Here is an 18,700-nt window from a genome sequence, read left to right as displayed (position 1 = left end):
CGATGTTCACCGACCTTGTTGAGCACGCCGATCCTGCTGAGCCTGTTGAGCACACCGACCCGCTCGCCGGACAGGACGAGGAGTACGAGTTCCCCGTCTCCGACGCCCAGGGCCGTCTGCTGGTCCTCGAACAGCTGAACCCGGGCACCTGCCAGTACAACGTGCCCGCCGCCTTCGCCGTGCGCGGCCCCTTCGACACCGCCGCGTTCGGCCGCGCCCTGGACGCGCTGGTCGACCGCCACGAGTCGCTGCGGACCGTCTTCCGCACCGCCGCGGACGGCACCCAGACCCAGCTCGTCCGGGCCACCGGCCGCGCCGCGTTCACCGTCGTGGACGACCTGCCGGAGGGCGAGGTGGACGCCTTGCTGCGGGCCGAGGCCGCCCGCCCCTTCGACACCGCCGCCGGACCGCTGCTGCGCTGCACCGTGTACGGCGTCGACGACGGCAGCCACCGGGTGCTCCTCGTCGCCCATCACCTGGTCTGCGACGGCTGGTCGCTGGGCATCATGCTCGACGCTCTGTCCGCCGCCTACCGGGACGAGGTCCGGGGCCTGACCCACGAGACGGACGAACTCCCCTTGCAGTTCCCGGACTTCGCGGCCTGGCAGCGGGAACGCGCGGCCGAAGGCGCGTACGAGGGGTCCGTCGCACACTGGGTGGAGCGGCTGCGTGGCGCGCCCGCCGCCATGGAACTGCCCCTGGACCGGCCGCGCCCGCCGGTGCGCTCGGCGGCCGGCGGCAGCGTGCCGTTCCGGCTCGGGCCAGCGATCCGCGAGCGCCTCGCCGAGGTGGCCGGGGCGCGCGGGGCCACCCCGTTCATGACGATGTTCGCCGGGTACGCGGCCTTCCTCGGGCGGCTGTGCGGCCGTGACGACCTCGTCATCGGCTTCCCGGCATCCGGGCGCGAGCGGCCCGAACTCCACGAGATGGTCGGCATGCTGACCAACACCCTGGCGCTGCGCGTCGACCTCTCCGGCGACCCGTCCCTCGACGAGCTGACCGGCCGGATCCGCGCCGCGCTGCTGGCCGCCCAGCCGTACCAGGACGCGCCGTTCGAGGCGGTGGTGGACCGGCTCGCCCCGGTCCGCGAGACCGGCCACGACCCGGTGGTCCAGGTCGCCCTCACCTACGACGACGAGTCCACCCTGGCCCTGCCCCTCACGGGCGCCGCCACCGAGCGGCTCGAACTCGCCCTGGACACCGCCAAGTTCGACTTCCATCTCTTCGTGGAGCGCTGGGGGGAGGACCTGGCCGCCCAGTTCATCTACCGCAGCGACCTGTTCGAGGCCGAGACGGTACGCCGCTGGGCGGGCAACTTCGAGACGTTCCTCGCCGGAATCCTCGCCGACCCGCACACGCCCCTGTCCGCCGTCGACCCCGTCCCGGCCGACGAGCGCCGCCGGACCATCGCCGGCGCCGACCGCATCGCCGAGGCCGCGCCGCTCGACCGCCTGGTCCCCGACCTGATCGCCGACGTCGCCGCCGAGCGCCCGGACGCCACCGCCCTGGTCCACGGCGACTTGCGGCTCAGCTACCGCGAACTCCTCGAACAGGCCGACGAGCTGGCCGGCCGACTGCGCGCCGCCGGAGTACGGCTCGGCTCCCGGGTCGGCCTGCTGCTGCCCCGCTCGGCCCACCAGGGCATCGCCGCGCTCGCGGTGCTGCGTGCGGGCGGTGCCTACGTCCCGCTGGACCAGGCCCACCCGCACGACCGCCTCCGCTACATGGTCGACATCTCGGGCACCGAACTGCTCCTGACGGCGGCCGCGACCGCCGGGAAGGGGGAGGCGCTCGGCATACCGTGCCTCCGCCTCGACCGCCTGTCCGCCGCGGATGCCACCACCACGGCCGGCACGGCCGCCATGACAGGTACAGCCGCGGAGACCAACGGTGAAGCCCGCGCACCCCGTCCGGAAGACCTCGCCTACGTCCTGTTCACCTCCGGCTCCACCGGTGTACCCAAGGGCGTCGCCGTCGAGCACCGGGCCCTGGTGAACCTGACACGGGCGGTGCGCCACTCCTTCCCGGTCGACCCCGACGACCGAGTCCTCCAGTTCGTGTCGTTCGGCTTCGACGTCGCCGTGTCCGACCTGTTCTTCCCCTGGGTCGCGGGCGCCGAGCTGCACATCCCGAGCGAGGACGAGCGGATCGGCGAGGCGCTCCTGCACCGGCTGCGGGACTCCCGCATCACGTACGTGTTCCTGCCGCCGTCCGCCGCCATGCTGCTGCCGGACGTACGGGGGCTGCTGCCCGAGCTGAGGACGATCGCGGTCGGTGGCGAGGCCTGCCCGCCCCAACTCGTCGAGCGCCTGGCCGAGCCGGGGCGGCGGATCGTCAACGCGTACGGCCCGAGCGAGGTCACCGTCTACGCGACCACCGGCGACCTCGAACCCGGCGAGCCCGTCGTACTCGGCGGCACGGTGGCCGGAGCCCGCGTCTACGTCCTGGACGAGCGGCTGCGGCCCGTCCCCACCGGTGTCACCGGCGAGATCTACGTCGCCGGCGCCTCCCTGGGCCGCGGCTACATCGGCCGGCCCGGCCTGACCGCCGAGCGGTTCGTCGCCGACCCGCACGGGGCGCCCGGCACCCGCATGTACCGCAGCGGAGACCTCGGCCGGATCGACGCCCGGGGCCTCATCCACTACCTCGGGCGCAGCGACCTCCAGGTCAAGCTGCGTGGCGTACGCCTCGAACTCGGCGAGATCGAGACCCTGTTGGCCGCTCACCCGGACATCGCGCTCGCGGCGGCCACCGTGCGCGGCAGCGGCGCCGAACAGCGGCTCGTGGCGTACTTCGTGAGCCGGGACGGCACCGCCCCCGCCGAGGAGACGCTGCGCGCCCACCTCGCCCGGCGGCTGCCCGGCTTCATGGTGCCGGAGCTCTTCGTCCACCTGGACGAGATGCCGCTCAGCGCCAACGGCAAGATCGTCCGCGGCAGCCTCCCGGAACCCGCCACAGTGCGGCACACACCGGACGTCTCGTACGCCGTCGCGGGCACCGGGACCGAGCAGCGGATCGCGGAGATCTGGGCGAAGGTCCTCACCCGCGACCGGGTCGGCGTCCACGACAACTTCTTCGATCTGGGCGGCAATTCGATACGGCTGCTGAAAGCGCTGACCGCCCTGCGCGAACAGGGACTGGACGGCGGGATCGCCCTCGTCGACCTGTTCCGCCACCCCACCGTCTCCGCGCTCGCCGCCCACCTCGACGGCGCCCGGACCCCGAACACCGCCCCCGCCGAACCCGGTACCGGCACGCCGGCCGCCGCGCGCGGCGGCGACCGGCACGCACGGCGGACCGCCGCCGCCCGACGACTGACCTCCCGGAAGGGCTGACACGATGACCGACACCAGCGCCACCACCGAATCCCTCGACTCCGCGATCGCGGTCGTCGGCATGAGCGGACGCTTCCCCGGCGCCCCCGACCTGGACACGTACTGGAACAACCTCGTCGGCGGTGTCTGCTCCCTCACCGACTTCACCGAGGACGAACTGCTCGCCGACGGCGCCGACCCGCAGGAGATCCGCGGTCGCGACTACGTGCCCACCAAGGGCTACCTCCCGGACGCGGACCGGTTCGAGGCCGAGCTGTTCGGCTTCAACCGCACCGAGGCCGCCGCCCTCGACCCGCAGCACCGGCTGCTCCTGCAGACGGCCTGGGCCGCCCTGGAGGACGCGGGCTACAACCCCCTCGACGGGCCGCCCCGCACGGGCGTGTACGTCGGCGGCGGTGTCACCGAGCACATGCTGGCCGCGCAGACCGACCGCAAACTCGCCGCGTCGATCGGCGCGCTCCAGGTGCGGATCCTCACCGACCGCGAGTTCCTCGCCCCCTGGGTCTCCTACCGGCTCGGCCTCGACGGCCCCAGCCTCACCGTGCAGACGGCCTGCTCGACCTCCCTGACGGCGGTGCACCTGGCGGCGCAGGCCCTGCTCCTCGGCGAGTGCGACACCGCGCTGGCCGGCGGCGTCGCCGTGGACACCGTACGCAAGCGCGGTTACGTCCACTACCAGGGCGGGATCTTCTCGCCCGACGGCCGGTGCCGGCCCTTCGACGAGCAGGCCGGCGGCACGGTCCCCGGCAACGGAGTCGGCCTGGTGGTGCTGCGCCGGCTGTCCGACGCGCTCGCCGACGGCGACCAGATCCGCGCGGTCATCCGCGCCACCGCCGTCACCAACGACGGTGCCACCAAGGTCGGGTTCACCGCGCCCGGTGTCGACCAGCAGACGGCCGCGATCGCCGAGGCCTGGGCGGCGGCGGGGCTCGACCCGGCGGACGCCCAGTACGTCGAGACGCACGGCACGGCCACCCAGCTCGGTGACCGCATCGAAATGGCCGCCGCGACCGCCGCGTTCAAGGGCGCCATGGGCACCCGGTCCATCGGCATCGGCTCCGTGAAGTCCAACCTCGGTCACCTGGACGCCGCGGCGGGTGTGGCCGCGCTCATCAAGGCGGTCCTGATGCTGGAGCACCGGACCCTGGTGCCCACCGCCGGCGCCACCCGCCCGCACCCCGACCTCGTCCTCGACGACTCCCCGTTCCACGTGGTCGACCGGACCACCCCCTGGGCGAGCCCCGACCGCGGCCCGCGCCGCGCCGGGGTGAGCTCGGTCGGCATCGGCGGCACAAACGTCCACGCGGTCCTGGAAGAGGCACCGCGGGCACCGCAGGGGACACCCGCCGGCCAGGCGCAGGCGGGCCCCGAACTCCTGCTGCTCTCCGCCCGCACCCGGGAGGCGCTCACGGCACTCGCGGGCCGGCTGGCGTCGGCCCTGCGGGATCCGGCGGCCGCCCCGTCCCTCGCCGACACCGCCCACACGCTGCGGCTGGGGCGCGCCCCCATGGCCGTACGCGCCTATGTCGTGGCCTCGGACCGGGCGGACGCCGCCGCGCAACTCCTCGAACTGGCGGAGGGCCGGGCCATGACGGCGGGGCTCGCGAGCACCGCTGACGGTGAACTGCGTGCACTCGGCGAGGCGTGGCTGAAGGGCGAGCAGGTGCCGTGGGCGGGTGAGGGCCGGCGGGTGAGCCTGCCGACGTATCCCTTCGCGGGCGACAGCTTCGGCGCCCTCGACCTCTCCTCCCGCGCCCAGCCCGTCGAGGAGCCGGCCGAGGAGCGGGCCGACGACCTGGAGACGGCGGTCCGCGCCCTGCTGGCCGAAGCCCTGGACCTGGACTCCCCGGACGACCCGGAGATGACCTACTTCGCGGCCGGCGGCGACTCCCTCACCGCCGTCCACCTCGTCGGCTGCCTCCGCGACGACTTCGGCATCGACGTCCCGATCACCCTGTTCCTGGAGCAGCTGACCCTCCACGAGATGGCCCGCCAGATCGTCGCGGTCAAGGCCTCGGAGAGCGCGGAGGACTCACTGGACGCGCTGCTGGCGGAGTTCGAGGGGGAGTGAGCGGGAGGAGTGAGCGGGAGGAGTGAGTAGGCAGTACGACGAGGGCCGGTGCCCGAACCCGGGAGGGGTTCGGACACCGGCCCTCGTCGTCGTTCGGCGGGGCGTCGGCATCGGGACGGCCGAGACGGCCGACGCGACCTAGGGCCGGTCTTCAGTCGCGATCAAATCCGGGCTCTGGGCCCGTTGGCTGTCGGTGTCGGTGTCGGTGTCGGTGCCGGTGCCGGAGTCGCTGCCGCTGTCGGGGAGCGGTGGGCGGTGGTGGCCGCCGGCGGCGATCTTGGCCGCCATCCCGGCGAGCTGCCCGCAGGCTCGCGCGATCTCCATCTGGGTCTGGTTGCGCTCGCTGACGGCTGCCGCGAGCAGGAGCGCGGTCAGCGAGGTGGAACCGTTGAACGCCTGCAGGGTGATCATGTTGGTGAGCAGGTCATGACCGGCGAACGCGCCTGTTTCCTCGGCGGCGGCGATGATCGCGAAGGTCGACACGGCCAAGGCGCAGGGCGCGGCACCGGCCAGCTGGAAGCGGAAGGCCGCCCAGATCAGCAGCGGGAAGCCGAGGAACATGAGGGACGTGCTGTTGGTCTCGAGGAAACCGACGCAGACCGTGGCTGCCAGAAGCAGCAGTCCCTCCACCCAACGGGACGTCGGAGCGTGCTTCGGCCAGCGTGCCGAGCGGAGTACGAGCAGGACCGGCGTGACCACCAGGACACCCATCGCGTCGCCGGTCCACCAGACCGACCACGTCGGCCAGAAGTCGTCGGAGCCCAGCACACCGGCCAGAAGCAGTGTCCCGCTGCCTGTCGTCGCGCTGACCAGCATTCCGGTGAACGCACCGAGAAAGATCAGTGCCAGCGCGTCCCGCAAGCGGTCCAGCGCGTTGTGGAACCCCGTACGGCGGAGCAGTGCGTACGAGCAGAGGGGCGCGAGGGTGTTTCCCGCGACGATCGCGAGCACGGCCGGTACCGATGGGCCGAGCGGGGCGTTGACCAGGAGTGCGCCGAGTGCGATTCCGGGCCATACTCGCGGGCCGCGGAGGAGCAGGCTCGCCAGGGCGATGCCGGTGGGTGGCCAGAGGGGAGTGACCTGGCCGCGCACCAGCTGCTGGAGCAGTCCCAGCTTGGCGGAGCCGTAATACAGCGCGGCAACGAAGCAGATCTCCAGGGCGGCCAAGCCGCCGCGCCGGATCCACTCACGCCGTGCGTCAGTCATCGGGCGACCTCCGCATCGACATCGCCCCGATGTCCATCATCCGTCGGATCCCCCGGATCCTCCACGGCGCCGTTGAACTGAACGTTCGGTCCTTGGTCACGAGGATCAGCCGTGCGGGGTGCGCAGGGCGAGGATGGCCATGTCGTCGTGACCGTCGCTGGGGTGGTGATCGGCCAGTGCTTGAACGAACTCCTGCAGGGGCAGGTCGGCATACGCGATGGCGAGATCGGCGAGCTGGTTCATGCTTTCGTCGATCGAGTGGTTGGGATGTTCGATCAGCCCGTCGGTGAAGAAGACCACGGTGGTGTCCGGGGGCAGGAAGCGCGAGTGATCGGGGCGGGGCTGCTCGGGGTCGACTCCGAGCGGTAGCCCGGGTTCGCCGAACAGGTATTCGGTTCGGTGCTCAGGAGTGATCAGCAGGGGTGGGACATGGCCCGCGGTGCTCCAGTGGAGGCGCCAGCCGCCTCCCTCCGGTTCGAAACGCGCCAGGGTGGTCGTGGTGACGGGATTGTCCGTGATGGCCTGCAGGGTGCGGTCGAGCTGGGTGAGGACCGCGCCGGGCGGATTGCCACGGTCGAACAGGAACAGCAACGAGCGCAGCATGTTACGGGTGCAGGCCATGGCGGCCGCGGCCTGCAGATCGTGGCCGACCACGTCACCGATGACGACCGCCACGACGTTGCCGGGCAGCGGGATGGCGTCGTACCAGTCCCCGCCGAGTCGACTGGGCTCGGCGGCGGGCTGATAGATGGCAGCGGCGGCGAACGGTCGCAGGTCGGGCAGCGTCGGCAACAGCAGCCGTTGGAACTGCTCGGCTCCGAGGCGAACCCGTTCAAACAGGCGGACGTTTTCGATCGCGATGCCGGCGGCGCTGGCCAGGGCGACGACGACGTTCTCGTCGTGGACGTCGAAGGGCTGTCCGTCACGCCGCTCGGACAGGTAGAGGTCACCGTAGATCTCGCCGCGCACGCTGATGGCGACGCCGAGCAAGGTACGCAGGTACGGGTGGCCGGGCGGGAAACCGACGGATGACGGATGAGTGGAGATGCTGTCGACCCGCAGCGGTTCGGGGTGGCGGATCAGGTGCCCGAGGACACCCCGACCGCGGGGCAGGCCGGTCTCGGCCAGATCAGCGCGTTCCTGTTCGGACAGGCCGACGGCGATGAACTGCTCCAGCTGCTCTTCGGACTCGCCGAGTACGGCCAGCGCCCCGTAGCGGCTGCCGACCAGTTCCATGGCGGTGGTCACGATGCGGTGCAGCACGGCAGGCAGCTCCACCTCCCGGCTGATGGCCACCACCGCGTCGAGCAGGCCCTGCAGCCGGTCCATGGTGTCCAGCAGACCGCGCAGTTGGTCGTCGATCCGGCCCAACTCGTCACGCAACCGCACATGCAGATCGGGAAGCTGCGGCAGCCCCGGTTGCTGCCCTTCGTCCTCTCCTGTCATGACGAGCACCCGCCGGCCCGAAGCGCGGTCTCGGCCACCTTCAGCCGCCGGCGATCGATGCCGATCAGGGCGAACGGGGCGTCGGCGGCCACCGCGGTGGTCCTGCGCCACCGGCACCGCTCCTCACTCGAGCGGTACATTCCGGCCTCCTGACACCGCCCTGATCAATCGAGACCACAGCCTGACACGGCCCGTCAGGGCAAACGGTCATTACTCCAGGAGCGGCATGCCACATCCGGACAGCCCGGGTGGGTCCCAAGGGAGGCGGGGCCGGCAGCGGCATCTTCTTGGTGCCCAGCCCGCCGCGGGACCGGCCGAGCAGGGAAACCCGGATGCGATCACGACCGAAGCCAGGCCCCAGAACAAGCAGCGTCCAGCTTTGGCGAGTGCCTCGCGACATCCCGGACTGGATCACCGAACGGCGTTGCGACCGTTCGAGCAGCCATCCGGCCGGCGCGGCCAGGCCACCGCAAAGGGGGACCTGGCCGACTTCGCCTACATGCTCCGTACGGAGAACACTGCCAGACGAGGTCGTCAGACGGCCGACACGGCCGACCCACATACCGATGTGATCACATCGGCGACATACGTCCGGTGATCGTCGAGATAGAAGTGCCCGCCAGGCAGCACATGGCGCGTGAACGGCCCGTCGGTCTCGCCTTCCCACGCCCCCACGCCGTCGACCGAGACCCGGGGGTCGCTGTCCCCGGTCAGCGCCACGACCGGGCAGCCGAGCGGTGGGCCCGGCGGGCAGGCGTACGCGGCGAGCATCCGGTAGTCGGCGCGCAGTGGTGGCAGCACGAGCTGGAGGAACTCGGGGCTGTCCAGCAGTTCGGCGGCGGTGCCGGACAACAGCCGTAGTTCCGCGAGGAGTTCGTCGTCCGAGGGGCTCTGCGGCAACCGGGTCCTGACCGGCAGCGACGGGCCCTCCCGCCCCGACACGAACAGGACTGCGGGCGCCCGCCCCTCGGTCTCCAGCCGCCGCGCGGTCGCGAACGCCAGGAGCGCGCCCATGCTGTGGCCGAACAGCGCCAGCGGCCGGTCGTCCGCGTCGAGCTCGTCCAGCACGGCGTCCACGACGTCGTCGAGCCGCTCGGCGAACGGTTCGGCGAAGCGGTCGAGCCGCCCCGGGTACTGCACGATCAGCGGCTCGACGGCGCCCTCGACCGAGGCCGACAGCGCGTGGTACGAGCCGGCGGTGCCGCCCGCGTGCGGGAAGCACAGCAGCCGCATCCGGGCGCCGGGCGCGGGGTGGAAGCGACGTATCCAGTTGTCCACAACTGCCCTTCTCTCGTGCTCTGTCGAAACTCTGCGTCTGTCGAACTCGGCCAACAAGCGTCAGTGATTGGCAGATTTGTTCCACGGCCAACCCCGTCCACCTGCCACTTTCGGCTTCTCCAGCGGAACAGATCTGCCAATCACCCCCCACGCTCACTCGGCCGCGGCGATCCAGCCGTCCAGTTGTTCCCGGGTGGTGGAGGGGTCCGCGACGAGCGAGACGAGCTCGTCGTCGCGGGAGTTCAGGGTGCTGACGGCGGGGCAGCGGTGGCAGGCCTCGACGCCGGCCTGGTTCCACCACTTGCAGTGCGGACGGAGGTGGCACCGTGGCACGGCGCTCGCGGTGGTCTCGGACGGTACGACCCGGATCCGCTCGATCAGCCCGCAGGCCTCGCCGATCCGGTTCGCACAGTCCGACACGCAGTGCGAGGCGAAGCGCAGGACACGGTTGGGTGCGATGCCCTCCGGGATGGCACCGAGCACATCGGCGGCCGGGACCGGGTCGGCCAGGTAGACGACCTGGTTGTTCTCCCCGGACCTGACACCGAGCACGACGGACTCCGGACGGTGTGCTTCCCCGCTCGGACACCAGGTGACGGGAGGCTCCCGCCGGTCCTGGGTGTGATCCACGTGATCCAAGTGATCCACAGAGCTGTCCACGGTGCTGTCCACAGAGCTGTCCACGGTGCTCACCTCCATCCCGTCAGCAGGAAGCCTTGTCGACGCCCACGGAGGCGGTCGAGGAGCTGACAAGGCCCGCGATGACGCCGTTGGTGGAGACGGCCCCGTTGCTCTGCTCGGCGGCGACCGCCTTCTGGATGCTCGCTGTGAGCTGCGCCTGCGAGGTGATGCGCTCCGGCCGCGAGGCAGCGGCGGCGGTGGTGCTGCCGGCCGCCACGAGCCCGGTGACGAGCGCGGCGGCCGCGGCCGCCGTACGAAGGCTGTTGTTCATACCTGTCCCTCCTGAAGTCGTCCTACAGCTACGGGATTTGACGGTACGAGCGGAGCGCCCGGGCGATCGGCAGTTGCGGCGGCACCTTCGGTCCGGGCGGGGCGCGGAGTTCTGTGAGAGATCTTGACGGCGGTTTTGTTACCGGTAACATCGCCAGTCTGTCGCCGTCCTCTGGAGTCCACGTGACCGAGCCCACGACCGCACCACAGGTCACGAGCGCCCAAGCACCCCCGGACGCCCCCGTGTTCAGCACCGCCGCCATCGTCGCGTCCTGCGTCGGCTTCGTTCTCATCGGCGCGCTCCAGGCGCTGTACGGGCCGTCGATCCCGGCCTTCCGGCGGGAGTTCGGGCTCTCGCCCTCGGCCGCCGGGCTGGGGCTGAGCGCCCACTTCGTCGGCGGTGTCGCCGGTGTGCTGCTCTTCGACCGGCTGTACGGCCGGCTCGGCAACCGGCAGATCCTTGGCGCCTCGTATCTGCTGATGGCCGTCGGCGCGGCGGGCTTCGCGCTGGCGCCGAACTGGCCCGTCGGCCTGGCGGCGGCCCTGTTCGCCGGGCTCGGTTTCGGCGGCATCGACTACGGCCTCAACCAGCTGTTCGCCGTCGGCTTCGGCCGCCGTTCGACCGCCATGCTCAACATTCTCAACGCCCACTTCGGGGTGGGCGCGATCCTCGGCCCGGCGCTGATCGGCGTGGTGGGCTCGGAGCACTATCCGGCGGTCTTCCTCGCCTTCGCGGCCGCCAATCTGCCGCTGCTGCTCTGCCTGAAGGGCGTACGGGACCGGGCGCCCCAGCCCGCCGGGGAAGCGGGCGCCGGTGGCGGGCAGGTCCTCGGCCGCAGCCTGGGCTCCGTGCTCGCCGTCTTCGTCACCCTCTACGTCCTGCATGTCGGCATCGAGGCGGGTGTCGGCGGCTGGGAGCCCACGCATCTGGAGACCGTCGGTTACGGCGCGGGGGTCGCGGCCACCGCCACCTCCGTCTACTGGCTGATGATGACCGTCGGCCGATTCCTCGTCGCGCCGATCGCCCTGCGCTACTCGGCCCAGTCCATCATCACCGTTTCGTGCGCGGGCATGACGGTCTGCCTGCTGCTGGCCGCGGTGCCGGGGCTCGCACCGTACGCGTACGCCGGTGTCGGTCTGTTCATCGCGCCGATCTTCCCCACCGGGCTGCCCTGGCTCAACAAGGCCGCCCCGCGGGCCCGCAGGGCGGGAGCGGTGGTCATCGCCGCGTCCATGGTCGGCGGAGTCGCGGCGGGGCCCGCGCTCGGCAAGGCGATCGAGTGGTCCGGGATCCGCGCGGTCCCGCTGCTGCTGTGTGTGATCTCCGCGCTGTGCCTGGCGGCCACCGGCTGGCTGATCCGCGCCACCCGACCCCGCTGAACCCGGCGCCTCTCGTGCCCTTGGACGCGACCAAGGACGCCGGGCCCTCCTTGTTCCGCCCGGCCTATCCTGTGGGCCTGCCGGGCGGGACACAAACGCCTGGACGAGGCTGGACGAGGTTGAAGGAAGCATCCCCCATGACCCGAAGTGCCTCTGACGGCGCTGTTCCCAAGGGACGCAGCCGGCGCAACTTCGCGGGATCGCGCCCGGTGATGGACGACGTGGCCCGGCTGGCCGGTGTCTCGAAGCAGACCGTCTCCCGGGTGCTCAACGACCATCCGGCCGTCCGTCCCGAAACCCGGGAGGCGGTGGCGGACGCCATGCGCACGCTCGGCTACCGCCCGAGCCGCAGCGCACGGTCCCTGGCCAGCGGCAGAACCAGGATGCTCGGCGTCATCACCTTCGACGCGGCACGCTACGGTCCCGCCTCCATTCTGACCGCCATCAACACCGCGGCCCAGGACGCCGGTTACCTGGTGAGCTCCATCGCCCTCGACACGGCCGACCGGGACACGGTGGTGCGTGCCGTGGACCGGCTGTCGGCCGAGGGCGCGGACGGCGTGATCGCCATCGCCCCGCAGCTCCGGGTGGGCAAGGCCCTGGCGGAGGCCCGTCTCGACATCCCGCTGGTGGTCCTGGAGAACGACCTCGGGGACGGCACCCCGCTGGTCACCGCGGACTCCCGGACCGGAGCGCGGGCGGCCGTCGAACACCTCCTGCGCCTCGGCCACTCCACCGTCTGGCACATCGCGGGACCGACCGGCTGGACCTCCGCGGACCGACGCATCGCGAGCTGGCGGGAAACCCTGGACGAGGCCGGCGCGGAGGTCCCGGAACCCCTCATCGGCGACTGGAGCGCCGACTCCGGATACGCGCTGGGCCGCCGCTTGGCCGGGCGCCCGGACGTCACCGCGGTGTTCGTCTCCAACGACCAGATGGCGCTCGGCGTGCTCCGCGCCTTCCACGAAGCGGGACGCCGTGTCCCCGAGGACGTCAGCGTCGTCGGGTACGACGACATCCCCGAGGCCGCCCATATGCTCCCCCCGCTGACCACCGTACGCACCGAATTCGCCGAGATCGGCACCCGTTCCCTGCGGCTCCTGCTGGGCCAGATCGACGGCCCGGCCGAGCCGTCGCCCGAGCCCGTCGTCGCCGTGGAACTCATCGTCCGCCGCAGCACCGGTCCGGCACCGGCACCGAAGGGCTGACCACACCCCTCACGGCCCGTCCGGTTCGTGCGCCGAGACGGGGATGGTCTCCTGGCGGAAGAAGCCCGGACGGATCACGTGGTACGCCACCATCAGGACGGCGCCCAGCAGCAGTGCGCCGATACCGGTGACGAAGACGCCGCCGAGCCGCCAGTGCGGCGGGAAGGGGAGCGTCCACGAGGTGCTGCCGTAGTCCGCGGCGGAGTACACCACGCAGGCGTTGACGAAGAAGTAGAGCAGCAGGACGCCGCCGACCCCGGGCATGATGCCCTTCGTCCACAGGTCGCGGGCGCTGCGGGTGAGGACTTTGCGGTAGTACCAGACGCAGGCGAACCCGGTGAGTCCGTAGTAGAAGGCGATCATCAGGCCGACCGAGCCGATCGAGTCGGCCAGGACGTTCTCGCTCACCCGGGTCAGCATGACGTAGAAGGCGATGGATGCCAGGCCCATGCCCACCGTGGACCACGTCGGGGTGAGGAAGCGCGGGTGGATACGGGCGAAGCGGTCCGGGATGGCCTTGAAGGCGGCCATGGAGAGCGTGGTGCGTGCCGTCGGCAGGATGGTGGTCTGGGTGGACGCGGCGGCCGAGGTGAGCACCATCAGGATCAGCAGTTTGGTGGCGGTCTCGCCCCAGGCCCCGGTGCCGAAGACCTCGGCGCCGAGACTGGACAGGACGTCTCCGGAGTTGTCCGGGTTGGCGAGGCCGATGCCGTGCTCTCCGACTCCGGCGAAGGCCTGCGCGGACGTGGTGACCATCAAGTAGACGAGCAGCAGGATGACGGTGGACATGACGGCGGCGCGGCCCGGCGTGCGATCGCGGTCGATGGTCTCCTCGTTGACCGATACGGCGGTGTCCCAGCCCCAGTAGATGAACACACCGGCGAGCACGCTCTTGGTGAGGGCGTCGAGCGAGTCGATCCGGGCGGGGTTGAACCACGACCACGAGAGCTCCGACGAGACGCTCGGCCCCGTTCCCCCGTACACCTTGACCAGCGCGGTGACCGCCAGCAGGAAGAGCACCACGATCTCGATGGTGAGCAGCACCTTCTGCAGGTTCGCCGAGATCTCGATGCCGATGTAGCAGATCAGCGTCATCACGGCGATCCACACCACGCCGACCACGGTGACCCAGAAGGTGTCCTGCGCCAGTCCGTCCGCGCCCACCAGCTGGAAGCCGTACGCCCCGGCGATCTGGGCCAGATTGGCCATCACGATGATGTCGGCCGCGACGATGCCCCATCCGCCCAGCCAGCCGGTACGGGGGCCGAACGCCCTGGAGGCCCAGGTGAAGGTGGTGCCGCAGTCGGGGTCCGCCCGGTTGAGCTCCTTGTAGCCGTAGGCGATCAGGAACATCGGGATGAAGGCGAGGACGACCACGATCGGTGACTGGAAGCCGACGATCCCGACGATGACCCCGAGGGTCGCCGCGAGGCTGTAGGCGGGGGCGGTGGAGGCCAGGCCGATCACCGTGCTGGAGAACAGCCCCAGCGCGCCGCCCTTGAGCCCCTTGTCCGTCGCCCCCGGGCCCGGCGAGGGGTGTGTCGCGGGCGGGACAGAAGGCAGGCTCATGGCGCCCTCCGGGTACGTGTGGCGCACTCCGGCCGAAGAACGCGGAGGTGCTGTTCCCAGCATGAACCCGCTCACCGGCAACAGAAAGTTCGGAGCCGTCGAGGAGACGGGTCCTAGGCCAGCGCCGCCGTGACGTCCACGGCCCTCAGGTGCTGGGGGCTGAGGACGCGGGAGGCGGGGGCGGAGGCGGCGTCGAGTTCCTTGGCCGCCGTGGTGGGGGTGGCCGCCGCCAGGAGGGACGGGGCGTCGGTGAGCGGGGTGGTCATGTCGTCGTGGTGGGTGGGGATGAGGAGGGAGGGGTTGCCGATGGCGGCGAGGAGGCGCTCGACGTAGCGGTGGAGCGCCGAGTGGGAGGTCATCGCGATCGCCGCGATGTCGGGGCGGATGCCGGACAGTTCCCGCTCGGCGAAGTTGCTCGCGCCCATGAGCAGGATGCTCGGGCCGCCGTCCACGGTCAGCTGGTAGGCGAGCGTGTCGCCCTCGACCAGGTCGCCCAGGACGGTGGGGCGCCGGGGCGGGACGGTCTTGTGGCCCGGGGCGAAGTAGCCGTGGTCGGGCTGCTGGCTGTGCAGGCTGCGGAAGACCTCCACGGTGTATCCGTCGAACTGGAGGTACTCGCCGCCCTTGACCTGAATCACATCGTCCAGGCGGGTGCGGGGTGTGTCCATGGCGCTCAGCAGATGACGTACGGTCTCGTCGCACATCGCCCGGACACGGTGCTTCTCCCAGGCGGGGCGCGCCAGGAGCTGCGGGACGTCCGCCACGTGATCGAAGTGGCCGTGGCTGACCAGGATGAGCTCGGGTGGGCCGGTGAGGTGCCGGGCGGCCACCCGTTCCACCGCCGCCCGGTCGAGCCGCAGGGGCAGCCGGGGGTCGAGGGCGCCCTTGGCGTTCCGGTAGGGCATACGGCTCAGATACGGGTCGAAGAGGATGCTGCGGCGGCCGTCGATGACGATCTCCCAGCCGGAGACGCCCAGCCAGCGCATCTGCACCCGGGTGGCGTAGGGCGCGCCCCGCCGGCTCGTCGATGCCGCTCCGACCAGTGCGGTCGCGGACGCCGCCGCACCCGATGCCGCCAGGACTCCCTTGAGGACCGTACGTCGCCCGGCCATGTGCTGCCACGCTCTCTTTGACGACCTTGAGTGCGAGGAACGCTACGGCAGGTGATGACGTATGGGGTGATTTTCGGTCATTGGGGCCGGTGTCGCGGGTGGGGCGGCATCAGGGACGGTGCCGTGCGCGGCGCAGGTGCTCCCTCGGCCTGTGGCGTTCCGGGTCCCGTGTCCTGCGTACCGCGTCGCGCGTCCCGTGACCGACGCGCTGCGCCGGTCAAGGGACGTCACAGAGGGAGGACTCCTGATCGGCTCAGGACACCCGGTCGCCCGCCAGCGGAACCCCGGTCGACCTCAGAAGCTGTTCGTCCTGCTGGAGGATGGCCTGCATCAGTTCCCTCAGCCGCGCTCCCGGGTTGATGCCGATCTGCTCGCGCAGGATCTCCTTCGCCCGGTGGAAGACCCGGATCGCGTCGGCCTGGCGGCCCTCGCCGTAGTAGGCCTTCATCAGGCCGGCGTACAGGTCCTCGCGCAGCGGGTCGTGGTCGACGAGCTCCGACAGCTGGGAGATCGCCTCGCCGTAGTGCCCGAGGCCGACGTCGATCAGCGCGCGTAGCTCGGCGGCCGACGTGCGCTCGCGGTCCAGCCCTTCCCCCTTCATCCGCAGCCGGGCCGAGGTGACGTCGGTGAGGGCCGCGCCCCGCCACATGGCCAGCGCGCCGTCGAGGCGCTCGGAGGCGAGCTGGAACTGTCCGCGGGCGTGCAGCTCGCGGACGTGCCGTACCGCGTCGCGGAAGACGAACACGTCGATACGGTCGGCGGGGACCCGGAGCTCGTAGCCGAGGGCGTGCGAGCCGAGCGCGTCGCGGGTGAGCCCCGCTTCGGCCAGGGCCGTACGGATCATCCAGGCCGAGGTCTGCAGCTGGCCGGAGACGGTCAGCGGCGGCTCGCCGTCCCACGAGTCCTCGATGATCGCTTCCTTGGTGGTGACCTGTCCGGGCTTCAGCGCCAAGGAAGCGAGGAAACGTCGCTGCCGCTGACCCCGGACGGGTATCGGAACGTCGTCTCTCAACAGGGTCACGGGGCCAAGAAGCTGGATCGTCAGGCTGGTCCTGCTGTTCAAGACGGTTCCCCCTTGTATGTGTGAATCAAGCCGTCGCCCAACAGGCGTTGAGGTGTTGACGGGTACGGAGGGGAACCGCCACCCGCGGCGCGGCTGGGCCGCTCCCGGTGACGCTTCGTCGAATCGTGCGGCTGCTGTCCCCCGTACCGTCGGTTCACAAGTGCTCCGTGACCGTTGCTCCGGTCGCGGATGGGTCGATCTCCTGATGGCCTGCTGGCTGGTGGCAGCCCTGGGTCAGTTGAGGTTCTTGAGGAACTTCGCCGCGATGGGGCCCGCGTCGGATCCGCCCGACCCGCCGTCCTCCAGGAGGACCGACCAGGCGATCTCACGGTCGCCCTGGTAGCCGATCATCCAGGCGTGGGTGCGCGGCGGGGTCTCCTTGCCGAACTCGGCGGTGCCCGTCTTGGCGTGGGGTTCGCCGGGCAGGTCCTTGAGGGCCCAGCCGGCGCCGTAGGTGACGGTCGCGCGCATCATCTCGCGCAGGTTGCCGACCACGTTCGCGTCGAGTCGTGAGGGGGCCTCGTACTTCTTCTTCACGGCGTCGGGCACCAGGACGGGCTGCTTGAACTCGCCCTCCTTCACCGTGGCCGCGATCGAGGCCATGACCAGCGGCGACGCCTGGAGCCTGGCCTGTCCGATGGTGGAGGCGGCCTTGTCGTTGTCGCTTTCCGTGACCGGGATGCTTCCGTCGTACGTCGTGGTGCCCACGTCCCACGAGCCGCCGATCCCGAAGGCCTCCGCCGTGTCGTGCAGGGCGGTGTTCGACAGCTTCCCGCGGGCGCCGACGAAGAACGTGTTGCAGGACTTGGCGAAGGCGTCCCTGAAGGTCGATCCCGACGGCAGCACGAACTGGTTCTGGTTCTCGAAGCGCTGGCCGTTGACGTAGGCGAACTTGGGGCAGTCCGCCCGGTCGGTGGGGCGCATCCCCTGCTTCAGCAGGGCGGCGGAGGTGACGACCTTGAAGGTGGAGCCGGGCGGGTAACGGCCCTCCAGGGCGCGGTTCATGCCGGAGGGCATGTTGGCCGCGGCCAGGATGTGGCCGTTGCTCGGGTCGATGGCGACGATGGCCGCGTTCTTCTTCACTCCGTCGAGTGCTTCGGCGGCGGCTTCCTGCACCTTCGGGTCGATCGTGGTCTTCACCGGCTTGCCCGTGCTGCTTCCCGAGCCGGTGAGCTGTTTGACGACGCGGCCGCTCTGGCGTTCCAGGATCACGACCGACTGGGCCTTGCCCCCGCCACCGGCGAGCTGCTTGTCGTAGCGGGCCTGGAGGCCGGAGATCCCTTTGCCGGTCTTGGGGTCGACGGCGCCCACGAGAGAAGCGGACTGGAGCTCGTCGCCATTCTTGTCGAGGACGGCGGCTCGCTCCCGCGACTCCAGGGCGAGGGTCTGTCCCGGAACCATCGCCGGGTGAATCAGTGGTGTATGGAATTCAACGGTCCAGCGCCCGCTCTTCTCGACGAGCTCCGCTTTCGAATCCCACTGGTAATCGCCCGCCCCGGAAAGGGACATCTTCACGGTGAACGGAATCTCTACTTCCCCTTCCGCTTCCCGCTTCCCGGCGCCGGCGGTGATCTCCGTCTTCGACGGCTTCAGGTTCGTCATGACGGATTTGATCAACGACTCGGCGTTGTCCGGCGTGTCCGTCAGCCCGCCCGCCTTCTTGGCGTCGCCCGCCTCCCATGCGTCGAGGAACGTGTTCAGCCGTCCGGTGGCCGCGGCTACCTGTGGGTCGTCTTCGTCGTCTCCGACCAGGGCGTTGTAGGCCCAGTAGCCGATTCCCGCAGTCGCCGCAAGTGCCACAAACGTTGATACGACCGCGCGACGACGGGACCTGCGCCTGTCGTACCGCGGGTGGTCAACGTAGCCATCGGAACGGTTCATATGGCGCAGATTAATCGCCCCTCTCTCTTCGGTCTCTCCTCGAACACATAGTTCAAGACAAGGTAAAGAAGACGGTAAGGAGTGGCGGAGACTCGCAGGTGGTGGCTCCCTCCGCTTGTCGGTCGAGCGGTCTCGGCCATATACGGGCGGGCGAGCTGGCCGAGAATGTTCGACGACCGGGTTTATGTGGTCTAGACCTC

14 protein-coding genes are annotated in these 18,700 nt (G+C 70.8%); 4 read left to right on the top strand and 10 right to left on the bottom strand.

Translation table 11 applies throughout. The features are described from left to right. The first annotated feature begins 2 nt into the window (after positions 1-2). Complete coding sequence (locus tag OIC96_RS21190; RefSeq protein WP_330306333.1) at positions 3-3,335, top strand: non-ribosomal peptide synthetase; 3,333 nt, start codon at positions 3-5, stop codon at positions 3,333-3,335. 4 nt (positions 3,336-3,339) lie between these two features. Continuing rightward, entirely contained in the window at positions 3,340-5,406 is a 2,067-nt protein-coding gene (locus OIC96_RS21185; protein WP_330306334.1) for a beta-ketoacyl synthase N-terminal-like domain-containing protein, read from the top strand. 138 nt (positions 5,407-5,544) lie between these two features. Here OIC96_RS21185 and OIC96_RS21180 read toward each other — a convergent pair whose 3' ends face one another. The 6 genes from OIC96_RS21180 to OIC96_RS21155 all read right to left on the bottom strand — a co-directional run bounded on the left by OIC96_RS21180 (position 5,545) and on the right by OIC96_RS21155 (position 10,288). Next, a complete protein-coding gene (locus tag OIC96_RS21180; RefSeq protein WP_330306335.1) occupies positions 5,545-6,612 on the bottom strand; it encodes an MASE1 domain-containing protein in 1,068 nt (355 codons plus the stop codon). Between the two features lie 105 nt (positions 6,613-6,717). Next, on the bottom strand, positions 6,718-8,058 hold the full coding sequence (locus OIC96_RS21175) for a PP2C family protein-serine/threonine phosphatase (protein WP_330306336.1): 1,341 nt from the start codon (positions 8,056-8,058) through the stop codon (positions 6,718-6,720). Next, on the bottom strand, positions 8,055-8,198 hold the full coding sequence (locus tag OIC96_RS21170; RefSeq protein ID WP_330306337.1) for a hypothetical protein: 144 nt from the start codon (positions 8,196-8,198) through the stop codon (positions 8,055-8,057). Before OIC96_RS21170 ends, OIC96_RS21175 begins: the two co-directional genes overlap by 4 nt. A gap of 394 nt (positions 8,199-8,592) precedes the next feature. Beyond that, a complete protein-coding gene (locus OIC96_RS21165; protein ID WP_330306338.1) occupies positions 8,593-9,336 on the bottom strand; it encodes a thioesterase II family protein in 744 nt (247 codons plus the stop codon). Between the two features lie 153 nt (positions 9,337-9,489). Further along, entirely contained in the window at positions 9,490-9,888 is a 399-nt protein-coding gene (locus OIC96_RS21160; protein WP_330306339.1) for a hypothetical protein, read from the bottom strand. A gap of 151 nt (positions 9,889-10,039) precedes the next feature. Next, positions 10,040-10,288 (bottom strand): hypothetical protein, encoded by a 249-nt coding sequence (locus OIC96_RS21155; protein ID WP_330306340.1) that lies wholly within the window; start codon positions 10,286-10,288, stop codon positions 10,040-10,042. 182 nt (positions 10,289-10,470) lie between these two features. Here OIC96_RS21155 and OIC96_RS21150 point away from each other — a divergent pair, with 182 nt between their 5' ends. Both OIC96_RS21150 and OIC96_RS21145 read left to right on the top strand, forming a co-directional pair. Then, a complete protein-coding gene (locus OIC96_RS21150; protein WP_330306341.1) occupies positions 10,471-11,667 on the top strand; it encodes an MFS transporter in 1,197 nt (398 codons plus the stop codon). A 137-nt stretch (positions 11,668-11,804) separates the two neighbouring features. Next, positions 11,805-12,875, top strand: a complete 1,071-nt coding sequence (locus tag OIC96_RS21145; RefSeq protein ID WP_330306342.1) for a LacI family DNA-binding transcriptional regulator — start codon at positions 11,805-11,807, stop codon at positions 12,873-12,875. 9 nt (positions 12,876-12,884) lie between these two features. On the opposite strand, the gene OIC96_RS21140 is transcribed toward OIC96_RS21145, so the two are convergent. The 4 genes from OIC96_RS21140 to OIC96_RS21125 all read right to left on the bottom strand — a co-directional run bounded on the left by OIC96_RS21140 (position 12,885) and on the right by OIC96_RS21125 (position 18,500). Continuing rightward, positions 12,885-14,444 (bottom strand): APC family permease, encoded by a 1,560-nt coding sequence (locus tag OIC96_RS21140; protein ID WP_330306343.1) that lies wholly within the window; start codon positions 14,442-14,444, stop codon positions 12,885-12,887. 113 nt (positions 14,445-14,557) lie between these two features. Next, complete coding sequence (locus OIC96_RS21135) at positions 14,558-15,556, bottom strand: MBL fold metallo-hydrolase (protein ID WP_330306344.1); 999 nt, start codon at positions 15,554-15,556, stop codon at positions 14,558-14,560. 253 nt (positions 15,557-15,809) lie between these two features. Continuing rightward, a complete protein-coding gene (locus tag OIC96_RS21130) occupies positions 15,810-16,508 on the bottom strand; it encodes an AfsR/SARP family transcriptional regulator (protein WP_330306345.1) in 699 nt (232 codons plus the stop codon). A gap of 345 nt (positions 16,509-16,853) precedes the next feature. Then, positions 16,854-18,500: a penicillin-binding transpeptidase domain-containing protein gene (locus tag OIC96_RS21125; RefSeq protein ID WP_330306346.1), complete on the bottom strand. Its 1,647-nt coding sequence runs from the start codon at positions 18,498-18,500 to the stop codon at positions 16,854-16,856. Positions 18,501-18,700 lie beyond the last annotated feature (200 nt).

Origin of the sequence: Streptomyces sp. NBC_00775, from assembly GCF_036347135.1 — a bacterium.
Taxonomy (GTDB): domain Bacteria; phylum Actinomycetota; class Actinomycetes; order Streptomycetales; family Streptomycetaceae; genus Streptomyces; species Streptomyces lutosisoli.
The sequence above is the reverse complement of the archived record's forward strand: the minus strand, read 5'-3'. Positions and strand labels throughout refer to the sequence as shown.